Annotated in this window: 20 protein-coding genes; 7 read left to right on the top strand and 13 right to left on the bottom strand. The window is 70.2% G+C overall.

All coding sequences use genetic code 11. The annotated features are described in order from the left end of the window. Positions 1 to 10: 10 nt before the first annotated feature. Together ACFLIM_RS37875 and ACFLIM_RS37870 are read right to left on the bottom strand one after the other, a co-directional pair. Positions 11 to 220, bottom strand: coding sequence for a hypothetical protein (locus tag ACFLIM_RS37875; protein ID WP_393173301.1), 210 nt, complete (start codon positions 218 to 220; stop codon positions 11 to 13). 106 nt (positions 221 to 326) lie between these two features. Next, entirely contained in the window at positions 327 to 665 is a 339-nt protein-coding gene (locus ACFLIM_RS37870; protein WP_393173299.1) for a winged helix-turn-helix transcriptional regulator, read from the bottom strand. Positions 666 to 754: 89 nt separating this feature from the next. Between ACFLIM_RS37870 and ACFLIM_RS37865 the strand changes: the two genes are divergently transcribed. After that, positions 755 to 1,405 carry an NADPH-dependent F420 reductase gene (locus tag ACFLIM_RS37865; RefSeq protein ID WP_393173297.1) on the top strand — a complete coding sequence of 217 codons (651 nt, stop codon included), beginning with the start codon at positions 755 to 757 and terminating at the stop codon, positions 1,403 to 1,405. Between the two features lie 164 nt (positions 1,406 to 1,569). Further along, positions 1,570 to 1,941, top strand: a complete 372-nt coding sequence (locus ACFLIM_RS37860) for a hypothetical protein (protein WP_393173295.1) — start codon at positions 1,570 to 1,572, stop codon at positions 1,939 to 1,941. A 138-nt stretch (positions 1,942 to 2,079) separates the two neighbouring features. On the opposite strand, the gene ACFLIM_RS37855 is transcribed toward ACFLIM_RS37860, so the two are convergent. Beyond that, positions 2,080 to 2,739, bottom strand: a complete 660-nt coding sequence (locus ACFLIM_RS37855) for an endonuclease V (RefSeq protein ID WP_393173293.1) — start codon at positions 2,737 to 2,739, stop codon at positions 2,080 to 2,082. 160 nt (positions 2,740 to 2,899) lie between these two features. On the opposite strand from ACFLIM_RS37855, the gene ACFLIM_RS37850 reads away from it, so the two are divergent. The 3 genes from ACFLIM_RS37850 to ACFLIM_RS37840 all read left to right on the top strand — a co-directional run bounded on the left by ACFLIM_RS37850 (position 2,900) and on the right by ACFLIM_RS37840 (position 6,513). Continuing rightward, positions 2,900 to 4,048, top strand: coding sequence for an alpha/beta hydrolase family protein (locus tag ACFLIM_RS37850; protein ID WP_393173291.1), 1,149 nt, complete (start codon positions 2,900 to 2,902; stop codon positions 4,046 to 4,048). A 63-nt stretch (positions 4,049 to 4,111) separates the two neighbouring features. After that, the gene (locus tag ACFLIM_RS37845; RefSeq protein WP_393173289.1) at positions 4,112 to 5,725 is read left to right on the top strand and encodes an AMP-binding protein; all 1,614 of its coding nucleotides are present in this window, start codon (positions 4,112 to 4,114) and stop codon (positions 5,723 to 5,725) included. Between the two features lie 47 nt (positions 5,726 to 5,772). Next, positions 5,773 to 6,513 carry a sulfite exporter TauE/SafE family protein gene (locus ACFLIM_RS37840; protein ID WP_393173287.1) on the top strand — a complete coding sequence of 247 codons (741 nt, stop codon included), beginning with the start codon at positions 5,773 to 5,775 and terminating at the stop codon, positions 6,511 to 6,513. On the opposite strand, the gene ACFLIM_RS37835 is transcribed toward ACFLIM_RS37840, so the two are convergent. The 5 genes from ACFLIM_RS37835 to ACFLIM_RS37815 all read right to left on the bottom strand — a co-directional run bounded on the left by ACFLIM_RS37835 (position 6,505) and on the right by ACFLIM_RS37815 (position 10,917). Next, positions 6,505 to 7,266, bottom strand: coding sequence for a type 1 glutamine amidotransferase (locus ACFLIM_RS37835; RefSeq protein ID WP_393173285.1), 762 nt, complete (start codon positions 7,264 to 7,266; stop codon positions 6,505 to 6,507). The genes ACFLIM_RS37840 and ACFLIM_RS37835 overlap by 9 nt on opposite strands. A 181-nt stretch (positions 7,267 to 7,447) precedes the next feature. Next, positions 7,448 to 8,275 (bottom strand): bifunctional 5,10-methylenetetrahydrofolate dehydrogenase/5,10-methenyltetrahydrofolate cyclohydrolase, encoded by an 828-nt coding sequence (locus tag ACFLIM_RS37830; RefSeq protein ID WP_393173283.1) that lies wholly within the window; start codon positions 8,273 to 8,275, stop codon positions 7,448 to 7,450. Next, positions 8,272 to 8,877, bottom strand: coding sequence for a cyclodeaminase/cyclohydrolase family protein (locus ACFLIM_RS37825; protein WP_393173281.1), 606 nt, complete (start codon positions 8,875 to 8,877; stop codon positions 8,272 to 8,274). The genes ACFLIM_RS37830 and ACFLIM_RS37825 overlap by 4 nt, the downstream gene beginning before the upstream one ends. A gap of 28 nt (positions 8,878 to 8,905) precedes the next feature. Continuing rightward, positions 8,906 to 9,421 carry a hypothetical protein gene (locus ACFLIM_RS37820; RefSeq protein WP_393173279.1) on the bottom strand — a complete coding sequence of 172 codons (516 nt, stop codon included), beginning with the start codon at positions 9,419 to 9,421 and terminating at the stop codon, positions 8,906 to 8,908. 50 nt (positions 9,422 to 9,471) lie between these two features. Next, entirely contained in the window at positions 9,472 to 10,917 is a 1,446-nt protein-coding gene (locus tag ACFLIM_RS37815) for a M1 family metallopeptidase (RefSeq protein ID WP_393173277.1), read from the bottom strand. 121 nt (positions 10,918 to 11,038) lie between these two features. Here ACFLIM_RS37815 and ACFLIM_RS37810 point away from each other — a divergent pair, with 121 nt between their 5' ends. Then, positions 11,039 to 11,953: a superoxide dismutase gene (locus ACFLIM_RS37810; protein ID WP_393173275.1), complete on the top strand. Its 915-nt coding sequence runs from the start codon at positions 11,039 to 11,041 to the stop codon at positions 11,951 to 11,953. Positions 11,954 to 11,992: 39 nt separating this feature from the next. Here ACFLIM_RS37810 and ACFLIM_RS37805 read toward each other — a convergent pair whose 3' ends face one another. The 3 genes from ACFLIM_RS37805 to ACFLIM_RS37795 form a co-directional block, all read right to left on the bottom strand. Continuing rightward, positions 11,993 to 12,757 (bottom strand): chitosanase, encoded by a 765-nt coding sequence (locus ACFLIM_RS37805; RefSeq protein WP_393173273.1) that lies wholly within the window; start codon positions 12,755 to 12,757, stop codon positions 11,993 to 11,995. Between the two features lie 62 nt (positions 12,758 to 12,819). Beyond that, on the bottom strand, positions 12,820 to 13,428 hold the full coding sequence (locus ACFLIM_RS37800) for an FMN reductase (RefSeq protein WP_393173271.1): 609 nt from the start codon (positions 13,426 to 13,428) through the stop codon (positions 12,820 to 12,822). 17 nt (positions 13,429 to 13,445) lie between these two features. Beyond that, a complete protein-coding gene (locus tag ACFLIM_RS37795; RefSeq protein WP_393173269.1) occupies positions 13,446 to 14,531 on the bottom strand; it encodes an LLM class flavin-dependent oxidoreductase in 1,086 nt (361 codons plus the stop codon). A 196-nt stretch (positions 14,532 to 14,727) separates the two neighbouring features. Here ACFLIM_RS37795 and ACFLIM_RS37790 point away from each other — a divergent pair, with 196 nt between their 5' ends. Further along, positions 14,728 to 15,210 (top strand): hypothetical protein, encoded by a 483-nt coding sequence (locus ACFLIM_RS37790; protein WP_393173267.1) that lies wholly within the window; start codon positions 14,728 to 14,730, stop codon positions 15,208 to 15,210. Positions 15,211 to 15,251: 41 nt separating this feature from the next. On the opposite strand, the gene ACFLIM_RS37785 is transcribed toward ACFLIM_RS37790, so the two are convergent. Then, positions 15,252 to 15,905 carry an epimerase gene (locus tag ACFLIM_RS37785; protein ID WP_393173265.1) on the bottom strand — a complete coding sequence of 218 codons (654 nt, stop codon included), beginning with the start codon at positions 15,903 to 15,905 and terminating at the stop codon, positions 15,252 to 15,254. 93 nt (positions 15,906 to 15,998) lie between these two features. Next, positions 15,999 to 16,736, bottom strand: a complete 738-nt coding sequence (locus ACFLIM_RS37780; protein ID WP_393173263.1) for an IclR family transcriptional regulator — start codon at positions 16,734 to 16,736, stop codon at positions 15,999 to 16,001. Between the last annotated feature and the right edge of the window lie 68 nt (positions 16,737 to 16,804).

Raw genomic sequence — 16,804 nt, 5'->3', positions numbered from 1 at the left:
CCAGGTCGGGTCAGGGCTGCAGGCAGCTCACGACCGGCACCTCGGCCGGCACGCCTGGAGCGGCCGGATCGACCAGTGTGGTGAGGTCGCCGGCGGAGCCCGCCAGGCAGGTGCCCACGCCGACGGGATCGACCACGGCGTGCGAGGGTGGGGCGCCGAACAGGGTCAGGCCACCGGCGACGACGGCGGCAGCGGCTATACGGCGGGGGGTGAAACGCATCGAACCTCCTGGGTGACGGTAACGAACAACCTTCGACTAGCTACCCAGGGTAGTTGTTACGTAACACTTGGTTAATGTAAAGGTTTTTGCAGGTGGGAGGCGGTGCTCAGGACTCCCAGCGGTCCTGGGCGGCCATGACGTCCTCGGCGTGATCGAACGCCCATTCGCCGAACATCCCGATCGGGCCCAGGAGGCTGCGGCCCAGGTCGGTCAGCTCGTACTCGACGCGGGGAGGGGCCTCCGCGTACGTGCGCCGCGCCACCAGGCCGTTGAACTCCAGGCGGCGCAGCGTCTCCGTGAGGACCTTGGTGCTGATGCCGCCGATCTCCTCGCGCAGCCGTCCGGGACGGCGCGGGCCGTGGCGGAGCGACCAGACGACGACCGCGTTCCAGGTGTTGGCGATCAGGTCGAAGGCGAGTCTGGCCTGGCAGTCGGCGAGGAACAACGGGGCCTCCGTTAGGCACCGAATGGTGCGCGACGAAATTTCTACAGTCCTTCTACCAGTAAACCGCTGTACGAAGACGGAGGACGAACATGCGTATCGGGATCCTGGGCGCCGGAGGGATGGCGGACGCCCTGGGCACGCAGTGGGCCAGGGCGGGCCATGAGGTAATGATCAGCGGAAGGGACCTGGCCAAGGCCACCGCACAGGCCGCGAAGATGACCGCCCAGGCCGCGCAGGCGGTGGTGCGGGCTGGGACGTGGGTGGAGGCGGCTGAGTTCGGGGACGTCGTGATGGTGGGCGTCAGGGATCACGGGATCGTGGACGTGCTCCAGGCCGCCGGCGCGGCGATGCGCGGCAAGCCCGTCATCGATGTGACCGCCGAAGGCCCCGGCAAGCACGACTTCAGGCGCCCGCTCGCCCACCTGATCAGCGACCTCACCGGCGGTCATGTGGTGAAGGCGTTCAACCTGTGCCACGTGGACGTGTGGCGGATGACGCCGCCGGTGTTCGACGGCCGGCCACTGGCCGTGCCGCTGTGCGGTGACGATCCGGCGGCGATGGAGGCCGTACGCACGCTGGTCGCCGACCTCGGCTGCACGCCCGTGAACGGCGGCGGGTTCGACCGGGCGGCGCTGCTGGAGGCGACGGCGACGTTCATGATCGGGCTGTGGTTCGCCGGCGCCGACGCCCAGGCCGTCCTTCCGCCCTTGGCGCTCTCGGGCGACCACCAGCCCGGCTGAGCCCGGCCATGAGCCGGAGTGCGGCGGGTGTGCGCCTCTCGGGGTACAGACGGGGCCCGATGTACGGCAGGTGGCGTAGCGGGGATGACGACGGCCGGTGGATGCCATTCGCGGGTCACGGCAAGATCCTGGAGGCCTTCATACGAGGTCAAGGGAGAAGTCCAGTGGTAACCCAGGTCGCCAAGGGGAGCGGGTATGTGACCGCGTTCAAGGCCGTGGCCACGCTCAACACGCTGTCCGTGCTCGTTCAGGCCGTGACGGCGGGGCAACTCATGAGCGGGGCGGGTGCCGGCCTGCACGGCGTGGGGGCGGGCGCCGTGCACGTGCTGGGGCTGGTGCAGCTCATCGTGGCCGTGCTGATGTGGCGGCCCGGGCGCGGCGCGGGCTGGCCGGCGCTGGTCAGCCTGGCGGTGCTGCTGCTCGGCTTCGTCCAGTCCGCGCTCGGCGGCTCCGGGGTGGTGACCGTGCACGTGCCGCTCGGGATGTCGATCTTCGGGCTCAGCGTGTGGCTCCTCGTCTGGGCTTGGCGCCGCTGACCTCCCGCCATCCGACGAAGGCACGCCGTCCTGCGCCAGGGGGTCGCGGCCGTGCTCCGGCCCGGTGGCCGCGTCGCCCTCCTGCGTCAGGTGGCCACCGTCCGGACGGCGACGCCGAAATCCTGGGGCGGCTTCTGGTCAGGACGGGTGCCTGGCCAGATGGTCGGCGTGGCGGATCGGGTCCGGGAGGCGGTAGCGGGAGGTGAGGCGCAGCGCCTGGTCCGTGGCGGTGTCCAGGGAGATGCGATGGCCCTGGGAGACGTACACCGGCTTGACGCCGCGTTGCGTGCGCAACGCCCGCCCTATCGTGGCGCCCTCATGGACGATCGGCGTCCAGGCTCCTCGCTCCGGCCCCGGCGTCTCATGCGTGCCGATGAACGGCGTCTTGCCCACGCCCATCGCCGGCAGCCCGGTCAGCACACCGAGGTGGCACGCCAGGCCGAACCCGCGCGGGTGCGCCAGGCCGTACCCGTCGCAGACCAGCAGGTCAGGTGTCACGGCGAGCCGTTCGAGGGCCTCCACCAGAGCGGGCAGCTCCCGGAACGCGAACAGGCCCGGCACGTACGGGAACGCCGCCCGCCCGTGCGCCACCACCTGCTCCACCGGCGCGAGCGTGTCGCCGTCGAGCACGACCACGGCGGCCGTCAGCGAGTCGTCGCCGTGGTAATGCACGTCCAGACCCGCCACCAGTGTGAAGGTGGTGGGTCCGGTCAGTTCGACGTGTACGCGGAGCCGGTCCTGGATGGCCTCCGCCTCGGCGACACCGGTGGGCCAGGGGTGAAGTCGCTCAACATGCACCGGCCCAAGCTATGCCTTTTCGTCGTCTGCACGAGCAACTCCCGCTCGGGGTGGGCGTCGTGCGGGTTCCTCGGTGGCGTGGCCGAGCTCCGTGGCCTGGATGGCGGCCCCTCGGTTGGAAAAGGTTTCGGCGGAGTCCTGTTCTGTAGTGTCAGGCTCCATGGGAGATGTCCTCGTAGTCGCAGGTCCCGGCGTCGTCCCCGACGCCGGACTGCTGGCGGAGGTCGCCGCGCGCGAGTTCACCGCGCTGGGCGTACGAGGTGCGCTCGTGCACGCCCGTGACGCCGCTCATCTGCTGTCTCTTGCCAGGGGTGGCGCGGTCGTGATCCCCGGGCCTTCGCCGGAGGTGCGCGAGCTGATCGGGCAGCCGATCGGGCCCGTGGTCTGGGTGGACGTCGAGCGCGCCGACGACGTGGCGGCGGGGGAGGGCGCGACGCACCTGCATGGGCGCGGCATCAGCGGCCTGGCCTGGGGGATCCGGCATGCCGTGCATCGGATGCGGCACCCGTCCCGGCGGATCGCTTACGGGGCGTCGCGGGATCAGTGGGGCGATCTGTACGTGCCCGGAGGAGCGCGGAATGCGCCGGTCGTGGTGCTGATCCACGGCGGGTACTGGCGGTCGATCTGGGCGGCCGACCTCATGGAAGCGCTCTGCGCCGACCTGACCGGACGCGGCTTCGCGGTGTGGAACCTCGAATACCGCCGCCCCGACTTGCACGGCTGGCAGTCGACGACCGCTGACGTCGCCGCCGGTCTGGCGGCGCTCGACACGGTGAACATGCCCGCAGCCGACGCTCACCCGGACGTAGACCTCGGCGGGGGCGCGGTGGCCGGGAGTCCGGCTCTGGACCTCGGCAGGGTCGCCGTCGTCGGGCACTCCGCGGGTGCCCAACTCGCCCTGCGAGCCGTGGCCGACGGGGTGCGGGTGGCGCTTGCCGTGTCGCTGGCGGGCGTGCTCGATCTCGTCGAAGGCGATCGGCGATGGCTCAGCTCCGGCGCCGTCGCCGCCGCCCTCGGCCACCCCTCCACCGAAGCGGCCGCCCGCCGCGGCGCTGAGGAACCGGCACACGTCTACCGCGTCTCGTCTCCTTTGCTCAGGTTGCCGCTCAACGCACCCCAGCTCATCGTCCAAGGCACGGACGACGACCTCGACCTGATCGACTTCAGCCGCCGCTACGCCCGAGCAGCCCAGCACGCCGGGGACGAGGTGACATACCTGGAAATGTCCGGCGACCACTTCGCTGTCATCACCCCCTCCACCCCGATCTGGCAGGCCACGGCCGAGGCCATCACCACCGCACTGGCGTAGTGGAAGCGGGCCGCTGGAGGTGGGGTCTGGTGCGTACGCGGGACGGCGGCTGACACTGTGGGCATGCTGTCGTACTCCAGCGCCACCGCCCAGACGCCCCTCCTGGGCGAGACCATCGGTGAGAACCTCGAACGCACAGCGGCCCGCTTCGGCGACAGGGAAGCCCTCGTCGACGTGCCCGCCGGCCGCAGGTGGACCTACACACAGCTCAACGAAGACGTCGACGACCTGGCCGGATCACTGCTGGACAGGGGCATCGCGAAAGGCGACAGGGTCGGCATCTGGGCGCCCAACCGGGCGGAATGGGTGCTCGTCCAGTACGCCACCGCCAAGATCGGCGCGATCCTGGTCAACGTCAACCCGGCGTACCGCACCCACGAGCTGCGGTACGTGGTCGAGCAGTCGGGCATGCGCCTGCTGATCAGCGCCCAGACGCACAAGAGCAGCGACTACCGCAAGATGGTCGAGGAGATCGGCTTCGCGGACGTCGTCTACCTGTACGACCCGACGTGGGACGCCCTGACCGCGCGCAAGGCGGACCGGTCCGCGCTGGAGGCCCGCATGGCGGAGCTGGCCTTCGACGACCCGATCAACATCCAGTACACCTCGGGCACCACCGGCTTCCCCAAGGGCGCGACGCTCTCGCACCACAACATCCTCAACAACGGCTATTTCGTCGGCGAGCTGATCCACTACACCGAGCACGACCGGGTGTGCCTGCCGGTGCCGTTCTACCACTGCTTCGGCATGGTCATGGGCAACCTGGGCGCGACCTCGCACGGCTCCTGCATCGTGATCCCGTCGCCGGGCTTCGACCCGGAGGCGACGCTGCGCGCCGTACAGGAAGAGAAGTGCACGTCCCTGTACGGGGTGCCGACGATGTTCATCGCCGAACTCGGCTTGTCCGGAAATTTCGACCTTTCGACCCTGAGAACGGGCATCATGGCCGGATCCCCGTGCCCCGTCGAGGTCATGAAGCGCGTCGTCGGCGAGATGAACATGCGCGAGGTCGCCATCTGCTACGGCATGACCGAGACCTCACCCGTGTCCACGATGACCAGGTCCGACGACGACCTGGCCCGCAGGACCGAGACGGTCGGCCGGGCGATGCCGCACGTGGAGGTCAAGATCGTGCACCCGGAGACCCGCCTCCCGGTGCCCAGGGGCGAGCCGGGCGAGCTGTGCACGCGCGGCTACTCGGTCATGCTCGGCTACTGGAACGAACCGGACAAGACCGCCGAGGCCATCGACGAGGCGCGCTGGATGCGTACCGGGGATCTGGCCACCATGGACGACGACGGCTACGTCAACGTGGTCGGCCGGATCAAGGACATGATCATCCGAGGCGGCGAGAACGTCTACCCGCGCGAGGTCGAGGAGTTCCTCTACAGCCACCCGGACATCGCCGACGTGCAGGTCATCGGGGTGCCCGACGAGAAGTACGGCGAGGAGGTGATGGCCTGGATCATCATGCGGCCGGGCGCGCGGCCGCTGACGGCGGAGCGGGTCAGGGAGTTCTGTGCGGGCAGGCTGGCGCATTTCAAGGTCCCGCGGTACGTGCACGTCGTGGAGGAGTTCCCGCTGACGGTGACCGGGAAGATCCGGAAGGTGGAGATGCGGGAACGGTCGTTAGACCTGCTCGGGCTGCGCTCGGCCGCCGAGATCCGCAACGCCTAGAGCAACCCGCCCGCAGGGACGAAACGGACAACACCTAACATATCTGGGTGATCGTCGGAGAAACGTTCGGCCTGCTCATCGTCGGCGTCGCGGCCGGTGTGTTGAGCACGGTCGTGAGCCTCGCGTCGATCATCTCCTATCCGGCGCTGCTGGCCTTCGGCCTGTCCCCGCTGACCGCGAACGTGACCAACACCGTCGCCCTCGTCTTCACCGGCATCGGCGCCGCCGCCGGGTCACGTCCCGAACTGGCCGGGGAGGGCGGCCGGGTGCGCAGGCTCGGCCCGGTGGCCGCGCTCGGTGGTGCCACGGGCGCGTTCCTGCTGCTGGTGACCCCGGCCAGGACGTTCGAGCTGATCGCGCCCTGGTTGATCGCGATGGCCTCGCTGCTGCTCGCCCGCCCGCCGTCCGGCCGGGTGCACGGCGATCATGGGGTGCTGGGCAGGGTGGGGCTGTTCGCCGTGACGATCTACGTGGGCTATTTCGGCGCGGCCGGGGGGATCCTGGTGTTCGCGGTGCTCGCGGCCATGATCGACCATTCTGCGGCCAGGCTGAACGCGATGAAGAACGTGCTGTCCGGGCTGGCGAACGCGGTGGCGGCGCTGGGGTTCGCGTTGTTCGGGCCGGTGGACTGGCGGGCGGCGGTGCCGCTGGCGGCCGGGTTCCTGCTCGGCGGGTGGGTCGGGCCCAAGATCGCGCGGAGGGTGCCCGGCCACGGCCTGCGCTACCTGGCGGCGGCCTGCGGGCTGGCGGTGGCGATCAAGCTGGGCTGGGACGCCTACTCACGATGACGGGCGCGCCGCCGCCACCCCCGCCGCGCTGCCATGCCCGCGGGCGCCGCTTCGGCCCTTCGACGACGCCCGTTCCGTGATGAGCGCCGCGAACCGGGTGGTGACCTCGTGCCAGATCGGCGTCGAGACCGGCTCGTCGGCCACCGCCCGCGCGTACACCTCGTCGGGGTCGAACCCGTCGGCGCGCCACCCGCGGATGCGCGCGGGCAGCACCTCCGGGTGGAACTGCACGCCCCACGCCCGCTCGCCCACCCGGAACGCCTGGAAAGGACATCTGGCGGTCTCCGCCAGATGCACGGCCCCCTCGGGAAGCCTGGTGATCGCGTCCTTGTGGTGTTCGACGGCGGGCACCACCTGCGGCAACCCGTGGAAGAGCGGATCGCCGGCCGCCTCGGGCCGGATCGTGACGGGAAGGCTGCCGTTCTCCGGCGCCCCCACGTCGCCGGTCACCTCGCCGCCCGCGACCTCGGCCAGTAGCTGCCCGCCCAGGCAGATGCCGAAGAACGGCACCCCCTCCCGCAGCGCCTGCCCCGCCAGCCGTCTGGCATCGCGCAACCACGGTGCCTTGTCGTCCTCGCCGGGCAGGTAGCCGCCGCCGAGCATGATCATGGCGTCGTGCTCCAGGCGGGCGGGCAGGGGAGCACCCTCGTGGGCGAGCACGACGTCCAGCTCCAGCCCGGCCTCCGCCAGCCAGTCGCCCACCCGGCTCGGGCCGCCGCTCCTGCTGTTCTGCACGATCAGAACGTCACCCATCGTAGGCCTCCGCCATCCAGTCCAAGATCCGCTCGTCCACGTCCTCCGCGTCACGGCCGGCTCCCCGACGCGGTGGCGGTCCCGGTCGTGGCGGGGCTCGCTGTCAAAGGAGCGGCCCTGGTCGTGTCGGGGCTCGCCGTCGAGGTGGAGGGCCTGCCCACGGCGGGCTCGCCGTCGCTGGTCATGGCAGGTTCGCCGCCCTGGCCGTGTGGCGTAGCAGTAGCGCGGTCGTCACCGGGCCGACCCCGCCGGGCACCGGCGTGAGCGCTCCAGCCAGGCCCGCGACCGCCTCGGAGTCGACGTCGCCGGTCAGCCCGCCGTCGCCGGTGGGATTGGTGCCGACGTCGATCACCACCGCCCCAGGCGCCACGTGATCGGCGCCGATCAGCCCGGCCCGGCCCACGGCCGCGACCAGCACCTCGGCCTCGGAGGTCACCGAGGGTAGGTCGCGGGTGCGCGAATGGCAGACGGTGACCGTGGCGTGCCGGTCGAGCAGCAGGTGCGCCAGTGGCTTGCCCACCACGGTCGAGCGCCCGACCACCACCGCCCGCCGGCCCCGCAGCTCCACCTCGTAGTGGTCGAGAAGCGCCATCACGGCCGCCGCCGTGGCGGGCGGGAACGCGGGCAGCCCGGCCGCCAGCCGGCCCAGCGAGAGCGGGTTGGCGCCGTCCACGTCCTTGCGCGGATCGATGGCCCCGGCCAGCTCCTGCGGCGAGGCGCCCGCGGGGAGCGGGGTCTGCAACATCACGCCGTGCACGTGGGAATCGCCGCTGAGCCTGGCCAGCGTCTCGCCGATCTGCTCGCGGCGGGCCTCGGGGCCGAGATCGACCAAGTCGCAGGCGATGCCCACGCCGGCCGCCGCCTTGGCGATCGAGCGGACATACCACAGGCTCGCCTCGTCGGCCGTGGCCACGACCACGGCCAGCCTGGGTTGCGGGCCCGCCGCCGCCTCGGCCTCCGTCTGGGCTCTGATGGCGGCGGCCAGGTCTTTCCCGGTCAGCGTCTTCACGAGTGGATCACCTCGCGTACCTCGGCGGTCACCCAGTCTGCCCTGGCGACGGCCGCGTCGACGCCGGAGATGCGGATGTTCAGCGCCTCGCGTACTCGCTCGTCCTTGATGCCGCCCAGGTTGACCTCCACGTTCACCCTGGCCGTGGTGAGGGCGGCGCGCGCGGCCTCCGCGGCGGCGGCCACGTCCGTGACGACGTTGCGGTTGCCGAACGGCAGCAGCAGCTCGCACAGCTCGATCACCCGCGTGGCGGCCTCGATCACTCTGGCGGGCGGTTCGGCGGCGCCGGCCAGTGCCCTGGCGATGGCGGCGCTGCGCTCCTCGCCCTTGGGCAGCCGGTAGGCGTCGGTGACCGCGAGGAACGCCGCCGCGTCCTCCTCGGCCAGCTTCAGCGCCCGCGCCCGCAGGTTGTCGGTCTCGGCGATCACGGCGACGACGGTCTCGGCGTGGCGGGTGTACCTCTCCCCGGTGGTGTAGCGGGCGACCATGCCGAGCAGCGCGGCGGCCTGCGCCGCGTGCAGGGCCGCCGTCGCGCCGCCGCCCGGCGCGGGTACTCTGTCGGCCAGCTCGGCCAGGAAGTCGACGATCTTTGAGTCGCGCATGGCGGCATTCTGCCAGGCCAAGCGGTCCTCATTCGCGGTGCATCGGCCGCGTGGCGTCCTCGGGACCGTTCTGCGGCAGGTACGGCGACGACGTTGGCGGCGCGTACGCGGGCGAGTAGACGAGAGGCTCCGCGCTCGACCGCCACCGCGACGGGAACGCCGACACGGCCAGCAGCACGACCCCGACGAACAGCAGGGTGCCCGTGTAGGCCACGGTCTGGAAGCCGGCCAGCAGCACGCCGGGCAGCCAGCGGTCCGGCAGGATCCGCAGGCCGAACCCCACCTCCAACAGGGGAAGGGCGCCCAGCGCGGTGAACCCGAGCCCGCCGAGCAGGGACGCGATGGGCGACACGCGCGAGCCGGCCAGGAAGGCGAGCACGATCGCCGAGGCGGCCACCACGGCCACCCCGAGCCAGGAGAGCTCGAACGCCTGCCCCGATCTGAGCTGGATGTCGCCGATGCCGTACCACAGCCCGACGGCGATCAGCGGAGGGAGGAGCAGCCCGGCGACCACTCCGAGAGCATGACGGGAACCGTTTGACATGATTGAACCCCGTTTGTTCGGCTGGCCTCAACTTACCGCAGCGAGATCCGTCAACGTGGGGTGGTCTTGGAGTCGAGCCAGGTGTCGATCAGCTTGGTGAAGTCCTCGCCGGTGTGCTTGTTGATCCACTTGACGAACGCCGCCCGGTCCTGGGTGGTGTTGCGGTGCTGCTGGGGCCAGGCTTTGGTCATCGCGAAGAACTTCTTGTCGCCGATCCGCTTCCTGATCTCGTGGATCATGATCGCCGGGCCGTAGTAGACGTTGCTCTGGCCGAAGGAGTCGCGCCGGTACCTCCCGGGCGGGCCGCTCTCCGCGCGCAGCTCGGGGTCCAGGCGGCGGATGTTGGCGATGAAGTCGTCGATCGTGCCGTCCTCGTGGTCGGCGTACCACTGCATCTCGAAGTACATGGCGAAGCCCTCGTTCATCCACAGGTCACGCCAGGTACGCGGGGTGACGGTGTCGCCGTACCAGTGGTGTACCAGCTCGTGCGCCACGACCGACGGCTCCATGTAGCGGGGGCCGAGTGCGATCATCTGCTGCGTCTCCATGCCGGAGTCGCTCGTCGCCACCAGCCCGGCGCTCGGGAACGGGTACGGACCGAGCCGCTTCTCCAGCCACTTCATGATCTCCGGCATCCGGCGGGCCACGGGGAGCTGCTTGGCCACGTCCTGGGGGCGGATCCAGTACGTGATCGGGATCCCGTGCGGCCCCTTGTCCTTGAACATCCGGTACTTGTCGGCGGTGAACACCGTCAGGTAACTGGCCACGGGATCGGTCGACTGCCAGCGGAACGTGCTCGTACCGCCTTCGGTGGTCTTGCCCTTGTACGTGCCGTGCGCCACGCCCGACCAGCCCTTGGGCACGGTGATCGCCACGTCGTAGAGCGCCTCGTCCGACGGATGGTCGTTCACCGGGAACCAGGTGAACGCCCCGAACGGCTCCTGCAGCGCCCACGCGGATCCGTTGCTCCCCGTGTGGAAGCCGAGCAGGTTGATGTCCTCGCGCCGCTGCTTGGCGTCGACGGGTTTCGGCTTGCCGTGGTAGCGCACGGTCACGACGGTGCCCTCGTCGGCGTCGAGCGGCTCGGGCAGCGGGATGGTCAGGTCGTCGTACTTGCGGGCCGGCTTGACCTGCGCGTCGCCGACCGTGGCCTGGTCCACCTTGAGCGCGCGGCCGAAGTCGAGCTTGACCGCGGTGATCGGCTTGGCGGCCCTGAGCGTGAGCTTCGCCGTGCCGGACAGGGTGCGGGTGCCGGGCTTCCAGGTCAGCGCCAGGTCGTAGTGGAGCACGTCGATCGACGGGTTGCCGTAGGCCGGATAGACCGGATCGGCCACGGGCTTTGACCTGCCCTTCTCGTACGCGCTCAGGTCCACCCGCCGCTCCATGGCAGGCGCGGCCGACGGCGGCGCCGACTTCACGGGAGCTGCGGGCGCGGGCGTGCTACACGCCGGTACGGCCAGCGCGACGGTCAAGAGGGATAAGAGGGGCCTCAGCATTCGGGCAAAGGTAATGATCCCGACACTTCACCACAAGTCGTTTTCGCACCTTTCTCCAAACTCCCTGTGAAGCCTCTCGCAAGTCTTTGCCGCGACCCGGAGCGCGGGCATCGTGGGCCGCATGAGATCCGCGATCCTGAAGACCGCACTCAGCGCTTTGGTCGTGATCCTGCTCGGCGGCGTGCCTGCCCAGGCCGCCGTCTCGAAGCCGGACACGTTCCCGCTGCCCAACGGGTTCCAGCCGGAGGGGATAGCGATCGGGCCGGGGCACTTCGCGTACTTCGGCTCCCGCGCGACCGGTGACATCTACCGGGCCGACCTGCGTACCGGGAAGGGGTCCGTCATCAGCAAGGGGCCGGGCACGCCCTCGCTCGGGCTCAAGACGGACGGGCGCGGGCGGCTGTTCGTGGCCGGGGGCACGGGGGGCGACGCCCGGGTGGTCGACCTGCGCACCGGGGCGGTGCTCAAGACGTACCCGCTGGCCACCGGGGCCTCGTTCGTCAACGACGTCATCCTCACCGAGCGCGCCGCCTACTTCACCGACTCCACCAACCCCGTCCTGTACAAGCTGGAGCTCGGCCACAAGGGCGCGCTGCCCGGCGAGGCCGTCAAGATCCCGCTCAGCGGCGCCATCCAGTACACGACCGGCACCAACGCCAACGGCATCGCGCCCAGTCCGGACCGGAAGTCGCTGCTGATCGTCCAGTCGAACACCGGCAAGCTGTTCGAGGTCGATCCGTCCTCCGGCGTCACCACCGAGGTGGACCTGGGCGGCGAGTCGCTGGCCAACGGCGACGGCCTGCTGCTGGCCGGCCGCACCCTGTACGCCGTCCAGAACCGCCTGAACACGGTCACCGCCATCGGCCTGGCCCGCGACGGCTCGTCGGGCAAGATCGTGAAACGCCTGACCGATCCCCGGTTCGACGTCCCCACGACCGTCGCCGCCTTCGGCAACCGCCTCTACCTGCCCAACGCCCGCTTCACGACGACCCCGACCCCCGACACGCCCTACTCCGTCGTCGCCATCAAACCCTGACGGTAGTGCCGCCCCGGCCGACGCCGGGGCGGCCCCGCCTCAGCTCTTGATCGTGTAGCTGTCGCCGTAGACCTTCCAGGTCAGGGGCGGGTTCAGGTCGAGGTTGCCGTTCTTGAGGAACACGCGCTGCATCGTGTCCACCCGGCTCGTGTCCTCGTGCGCCGCCTCGGCCTTCATCGCCGCCTTGCGCGCGTCCAGGAACGCGTTCAGGTACGTCACCTCGTCCCCGCCCTGCGCCGGCGGTTTCGCCTTGGCCAGGGCGCTCTTCCTGATGCCGCCGAAGCTCAGCCGGTCGGTGCCGGGGCCGTGCATGACCATGGCGTCGTAGTACGCGAACTGGCCCAGCGCCCGCAGGCCATCCTGCTTGGCCTGGCGTACGGCCGGGTTGAAGTAGACGCGGTCGCGCTCGTCGTTCTGGGCCTGCTGGAAGGCGGGGTCCTTGGCGGCCGCCGTCCAGTCCTTGCTGAAGTGCGGGTCGAGGCCCTGGTGGGAGTCGGTGCCGTTGACCTTGCGCAGGGCGGGGAGGTATTCGGCGAGGACGTTGCCGGGTTTGCGCTCGGTGTAGAGCTCGACCAGCTCCAGCATGTCGCCGGTGCCGGAGCAGAAGCCGATGATCCCGGCCGTGTAGCCGCGGTCGTCCTCGATGTCCTCGATGTAGCCGTACTGCGCCTTCCAGTCGAGCGAGGAGTTCTCCGCGCTGGACACCAGCCGCATGGCGATGTCCTTCTTGTGCGGGTCTGTGAGGTCGGCCGGGCACGTGCCGGTGATGGTGAGGGAGAAGGTCAGGAGTGTGGCGGTCAGCACATGCGCCCCTGTTCGTTAGGAAAGATTCCTAACGAACCATAGTGCGGAGCTCGGCTTGGAAACTAGCCCTGCGGGCGCACCGCCGCGAGCTGCTCCTCGAACGGTACGACTTCCTCGTCCTGCTTCCTCGTGGGAGCGCGGTGCAGCAGGAGATCGGTCAGTTCCGCCGCGGCGCGGGCTATGCGCTCGCCGAGGCCGTCCGTGAACGCGTCACCGCCGCCGCCCCAGTCCTCCGCGGCCGCGTAGACGGCCGTCGGGACGACCACGGCGCGCAGGTAGGCGAACAACGGGCGCAACGCGTGCTCCAGCGCCAGCGAGTGGCGGGCGGTGCCGCCCGTGGCGGCCACGAGCACGGGCTTGCCCGCCAGCGCGGTGTTGTCGATCACGTCGAAGAACGACTTGAACAGGCCGCTGTACGAGCCGCTGAAGATCGGCGTGACCGCGATGAGCCCGTCGGCCTCCGTCACCGCCTCGATCGCCTCGCGCAGCCGGCCGTTGGGGAAGCCGGTGACGAAGTTGTTCGCGATGTCCACGGCGAGGTCGCGCAGCTCGACCACGCGCACGTCCGCCTGCCCCTCCAGGCGCCGCGCCACCGCCTCGGCCAGGCGGTCGGCGAGCAGGCGGGTGGCGGAGGGCTGCGTCAGACCCGCCGTGACGACCACGAGCTTCATGGGCCGGATCTCCTTTCTCAGGCGCTCACGGGCTGGGCGGCCGCGAGTCGCGAGGCGTGGGTCGGCGCGCCGGGCACCTCGGCCGGGCGGTCCTTGGCGAACTCCTTGCGCAGCACCGGCACGACCTCCTCGCCGAGCAGGTCGAGCTGCTCCAGGACGGTCTTCAGCGGCAGCCCCGCGTGGTCCATGAGGAACAGCTGCCGCTGGTAGTCGCCGAAGGACTCCCTGAACTCGAGGGTCCTGTCGATGACCTGCTGCGGGCTGCCCACGGTGAGCGGCGTCTCCTCGGTGAACTCCTCCAGCGACGGCCCATGGCCGTACACGGGGGCGTTGTCGAAGTACGGGCGGAACTCGCGTACCGCGTCCTGGGAGTTCCTGCGCATGAACGCCTGGCCGCCGAGGCCGACGACGGCCTGCTCGGGGGTGCCGTGGCCGTAGTGGGCGTAGCGCTCCCGGTAGAGGTTGATCAGGCGCATGAAGTGCTCCTTCGGCCAGAAGATGTTGTTGGCGAAGAAGCCGTCACCGTAGTAGGCGGCCTGCTCGGCGATCTCCGGGCTGCGGATCGAGCCGTGCCATACGAACGGCGGCACCCCGTCGAGCGGGCGCGGCGTCGAGGTGAAGCCCTGCAGCGGCGTGCGGAAGCGGCCCTCCCAGTCGACGACGTCCTCGCGCCAGAGCCGGTGCAGCAGCGCGTAGTTCTCGATGGCGAGCGGGATGCCCTGCCTGATGTCCTGGCCGAACCACGGATAGACGGGCCCGGTGTTGCCCCGGCCCATCATGAGGTCCACCCGGCCGTCCGCCAGGTGCTGCAGCATCGCGAAGTCCTCGGCGATCTTCACTGGGTCGCTGGTCGTGATGAGCGTGGTGGCGGTGGACAACACGAGGCGCTCGGTCCTGGCCGCGATGTAGCCGAGCATGGTGGTCGGTGAGGATGGCACGAACGGCGGGTTGTGGTGCTCGCCGGTCGCGAACACGTCGAGCCCGACCTCCTCCGCCTTGAGCGCGATCGCCACCATCGCCTTGATCCGCTCGTGCTCGGTCGGCGTCCTGCCCGTGGTGGGATCCGTGGTCACGTCGCCCACGCTGAAGATTCCGAACTGCACTTTAGTCACCATCCATGACTGTTGAATCTTTGACGGCTAGTAGCACCAAGGCCTGCTGAGATATTCCATCATTGTGTGCACTTGTACGCGGAAGCTCCAGGCGCACTCTCACAGGCTTGAACGGTGACACGCTGACGCCCACCGGCGGGGGAGACGGGCCGGGCTACGCAGTCGACGAAGGCCCGCCGCCTGAACCATGAAATCAGTAGCAACGAAGACCGCAACCGGCCTGGCCATGGCCGCCCTGGCCGGCGGCCTGCTGATCGCCACCCCGCAGGCGGCGTCGGCCGCCGGCATCTGCGGCCCCAGTCAGAGCCGATCCGAGCAGCGCGGGGAATGGGTGACCTTCGGCAAGGGGGGTGTCCACGGCTGCGGTACGTGGAGCAGAGTCGGGAAGGTGACCTTCCTCAAGGGCGCCGTCAAGGACACCCGGCACGACAACAAGCGGGCATACGTCGTGATCCGCTTCGTCGTCACCTCGGACGTACGTAAGATCTACCGATTCGAGGCGCCCAGGGACGGGGGATCGCGAACCTTCGCCCTGCAAAGCCCCTATCACCAGGTCTCGGTGCAGGAATGCCTGAACGTCGCCTGGCGCCTCGATCCCTGCGGACCGGCTGACGACTTCGACGTCACCGCCCCGCAGGTCCACGTCCCCAGCCCGCCACCTGGAGGCTGACCGAAGTCGAGGGCTCGGAGCGAACGTCTCCGGGCCCTCGATCATGCGGCGAGCGCGTTGATGTCCGACGGGCCGAGGATGCGCATGGGCGCACCTCGCTCGGCCACTGTGATCACCGCCTGCCCGATCCGCTCGGTCGTGGTCACCGCCGATGGGAACAGCCGCCGCAGCACCGGATAGAGCGGCCGGGTCACGACATACGCCAAGCGGTAGATCCGCGTACGCGATGTGACCCTGTGCGGCTGGATGTAGCCGGGCCGGAACATGTAGGCCCGGAACGGCAGCTCAAGGAGCGCATTCTCGGTGGCGCCCTTCACCCTGGCCCACATCGCCCGCCCCTGCGGATCGGTCCCGACGCCCGACACGTACACGAAAGTCGAGTCGGGGCTGAGCCGGGCCAGCACCTGAGCTACGGAGAGCGTGAAGTCATAGGTGACCCGGCGGTACTCCTTCTCGCTCATCCCCGCCGACGAGACCCCCAGGCAGAAGAAACACGCGTCGTAACCGGCCAGCTCGCCCTCGATCGGCGCGAGATCGAGCAGGTCGTCGTGCCTGATCTCACGCAGCTTGTCATGGACCACGCCCGTGGGGGCGCGCCCGACCGTGAGCACGGCCGTGACCCGATCGTCGAGCAGGCACTCCCTGAGCACTCCCCGCCCGACCATCCCGGTCGCCCCAAAAAGGATCACTCTCATGTCCTGCTCGCCCCGATCGTCTCCAGGAGGTCGTCGGTCAGAGGATAGGACTGCTCGGCAAGCGGCGAACCGGTCGTACGGGAGGGCAACGGGTTAAGATCGCGCCAGGTCGCGGACCGCGGTCGCGAGCCGGGCGGCGGCGAGTTGGGGGATGGCCAGGCCGCGGGTCGAGATGCCGAGCGCCCACTGCGTGCCGGGCACGACCGCGCTCGCGCACGCCACCTCCTCCCTGAACTGCCCGTGCTCCTCCACCACCTGCCCCGGCCGCAGCCCCGACAGCTCCACCTCGACGTCCTCCACGCTCGACGGGGTCGAGGGGGTGAAGCGGCGCAGGCCGTACTCGGTGAGGATGCCGCGCCGGACGCGGGACGGGAGGGAGAGCAGCAGCGCCTTGCCGAGCGCGGTGGCGTGCGGCGCCGTCTCCAGGCCCGCCTGCAGGTCCTCCAGCCAGGGCGAGCGCGGCCCCTCCGCCACTTCCACCACGACCAGCCGCGCGTCGGTGAGCTGGGCCAGGTAGGCGGTGTGGCCGGATTCGGCGGCCAGCTGGCGCAGCACCGCCGAGGCGCGCGGCGGCCGCTCGAAAGCGTCCAGCATCTCGTGGTACCGCTCGGCCACCTGCGAGCCGATCAGGTAGTCCCCGTCGGGCCGCCGGTGCAGGTAGCCCTCGTAGCACAGGGTGCGGACCAGGTGGTAGGAGGTGGACAGGTTCAGGCCGCAGCGGCGGGCGATGACCTTGACCGACAGCGGCCGGTCGGCCCGCGCGACCTCTTCCAGCACGCGGAGCGCGCGGGAGACGCTGCGGATCAGATCGCTGGGTTGTTCACCGGTCATCACCCAAGCATCTGCGCTATCTGAAAATCGCACGCCTACCTCAAGCGGCACACCCGTCCGACGATGAG

Source organism: Nonomuraea marmarensis, assembly GCF_043197025.1.
Classification (GTDB): Bacteria; Actinomycetota; Actinomycetes; order Streptosporangiales; family Streptosporangiaceae; genus Nonomuraea; species Nonomuraea marmarensis.
Note: the sequence above shows the minus strand (reverse complement) of the source record. Positions and strands in the feature narration are given on the sequence as shown.

What these genes read in the sequence shown, in the direction of transcription:
- ACFLIM_RS37875 (WP_393173301.1), bottom strand. Translation starts at nt 220, where the DNA reads ATGCGTTTCACCCCCCGCCGTATAGCCGCTGCCGCCGTCGTCGCCGGT.
- ACFLIM_RS37865 (WP_393173297.1), top strand. Translation starts at nt 755, where the DNA reads ATGCGTATCGGGATCCTGGGCGCCGGAGGGATGGCGGACGCCCTGGGC.
- ACFLIM_RS37850 (WP_393173291.1), top strand. Translation starts at nt 2,900, where the DNA reads ATGGGAGATGTCCTCGTAGTCGCAGGTCCCGGCGTCGTCCCCGACGCC.
- ACFLIM_RS37845 (WP_393173289.1), top strand. Translation starts at nt 4,112, where the DNA reads ATGCTGTCGTACTCCAGCGCCACCGCCCAGACGCCCCTCCTGGGCGAG.
- ACFLIM_RS37835 (WP_393173285.1), bottom strand. Translation starts at nt 7,266, where the DNA reads ATGGGTGACGTTCTGATCGTGCAGAACAGCAGGAGCGGCGGCCCGAGC.
- ACFLIM_RS37825 (WP_393173281.1), bottom strand. Translation starts at nt 8,877, where the DNA reads ATGCGCGACTCAAAGATCGTCGACTTCCTGGCCGAGCTGGCCGACAGA.
- ACFLIM_RS37820 (WP_393173279.1), bottom strand. Translation starts at nt 9,421, where the DNA reads ATGTCAAACGGTTCCCGTCATGCTCTCGGAGTGGTCGCCGGGCTGCTC.
- ACFLIM_RS37815 (WP_393173277.1), bottom strand. Translation starts at nt 10,917, where the DNA reads ATGCTGAGGCCCCTCTTATCCCTCTTGACCGTCGCGCTGGCCGTACCG.
- ACFLIM_RS37810 (WP_393173275.1), top strand. Translation starts at nt 11,039, where the DNA reads ATGAGATCCGCGATCCTGAAGACCGCACTCAGCGCTTTGGTCGTGATC.
- ACFLIM_RS37800 (WP_393173271.1), bottom strand. Translation starts at nt 13,428, where the DNA reads ATGAAGCTCGTGGTCGTCACGGCGGGTCTGACGCAGCCCTCCGCCACC.
- ACFLIM_RS37790 (WP_393173267.1), top strand. Translation starts at nt 14,728, where the DNA reads ATGAAATCAGTAGCAACGAAGACCGCAACCGGCCTGGCCATGGCCGCC.
- ACFLIM_RS37785 (WP_393173265.1), bottom strand. Translation starts at nt 15,905, where the DNA reads ATGAGAGTGATCCTTTTTGGGGCGACCGGGATGGTCGGGCGGGGAGTG.
- ACFLIM_RS37780 (WP_393173263.1), bottom strand. Translation starts at nt 16,736, where the DNA reads ATGACCGGTGAACAACCCAGCGATCTGATCCGCAGCGTCTCCCGCGCG.